The sequence below is a fragment of the Ciceribacter sp. T2.26MG-112.2 genome, assembly GCF_900492205.1.
Classification (GTDB): domain Bacteria; phylum Pseudomonadota; class Alphaproteobacteria; order Rhizobiales; family Rhizobiaceae; genus Allorhizobium; species Allorhizobium naphthalenivorans_A.
Genome location: NZ_UEYQ01000061.1, coordinates 1 through 1458, shown reverse-complemented (window position 1 = coordinate 1458; position 1458 = coordinate 1). Strand labels below are relative to the sequence as shown.

Genomic DNA, 1458 nt, shown 5'->3' with positions numbered 1-1458 from the left:
GTGAACTGACCCCATAAATTTGGACGGTTCATTGGCTGGAATGATTTAAGGGCTGGGTCCTGTATTGCACAGGGCTCAGCCCTTTCAGTTTCATCCGGATTCGATCATTGTTGTAGTAGCGGATGTAGTCCTCAACACCATCGCGCAGGCTGTCAATGCTGTCGAAGCGGTTGGGATGGAAGAACTCGGACTTGAGCGTGGCGAAGAAGCTTTCCATGGCCGCGTTGTCGAGGCAGTTCCCCTCGCGTGACATGCTTGGCGCGATATTGCGGCTTTCGAGCATCCGGCTCCAGGCCGGCATCCGATACTGCCAGCCTTGGTCGGAATGCAGGATCGGCCTGTCATCGTCGTCCAGCTTGGCCAATGCCTTGTCGAGCATTTTGCTGACCAGCTTGAAGACCGGCCGCCTCGCCGTCTCGAAGGCGATGATCTCCCCATTATGAAGGTCCATGACAGGCGACAGGAAGAGCTTCTCGCCGGCGACATTGAACTCGGTGACATCGGTCGTCCACTTCTGGTTCATGCGCTTTGCCGAGAACTGCCGTTGCAGCAGGTCCGGAGCCACGCAACCGGCCTGGCCCTTGTAGGAGCGGTATTTCTTCGGCCGGACCAAAGACTTCAATCCCATCTCGACCATTAGCCGCTGGACGGTCTTGTGGTTGACCGCTTCTCCGCGATTGCGGATCGCGGCCGTCACCCGGCGATAGCCGTAGCGGCCCTTGTGTTCGTCGAAGATCGACCGGATCATCGTCTTCAGCGCTGCATGCCGGTCGCCCGACGACAGCGCCTTGAGCTGATAATAGAACGTGCTGCGCGCCAGGCCCGAAAGCGCTAGCAGCCCGTCGAACAGATGGAGCGGCCTTAACGCTTGGACGGCTTGCGTCCGCTCACTGCGCGACGCGCCTGCGTTAAGGCCTCCAGTTTTTTTAGGTAGGCATTCTCCATGCGCAGATAGGCCAGTTCAGCCAGCAACTCCTGGCGGCTCTTGGCTTCGTCGTCCGGCGGCCCATCCTTGACCGTATCCGTATCCGAGGGCGCAGCGAAAGGTGGTTTGGGCATGGATCGGGACCCGCCTCTTCGGCGCGGAGCCAAGGCTTCAAGCCCGCCGCGCTCATATTGCCTCTCCCAGACCGAGAGGCAGCCAATGCTGCGAATGTCGAACAGCGCTGCCGCCTGCCGACGGGACAGGCCATCCTTCCACATCCGTTCGAGGACCGATAGCCTGAAGTGAGCATCGTAATGGCTGTGCTTCCGAGACAAGCCAGCCACGCCATGTGCCGCGTGACTGGCAACCCACCTGCGGATCATGGAATAATCGAGCCCGAAACGCAGACCGACCTCCCGGTAGCTATGCTCGCCGCCGCCATAATATGCGACGACCTCCTGCCTGAATGTGCTGCTGTATTTGGACATGCAAAACCCCCGAAGTTGGGTGTCCAACTTTCGGGGGTCAGTTCA

General features: G+C 59.5%; 1 protein-coding gene. It reads right to left on the bottom strand.

The annotated features are described in order from the left end of the window. Positions 1–28 precede the first annotated feature (28 nt). A protein-coding gene (locus DYZ14_RS23975) for an IS3 family transposase (protein ID WP_445292620.1) occupies positions 29–1413 on the bottom strand; the annotation gives its coding sequence in 2 pieces (ribosomal slippage) (positions 29–900 and positions 900–1413; 1386 coding nt in all). Positions 1414–1458: the final 45 nt, after the last annotated feature.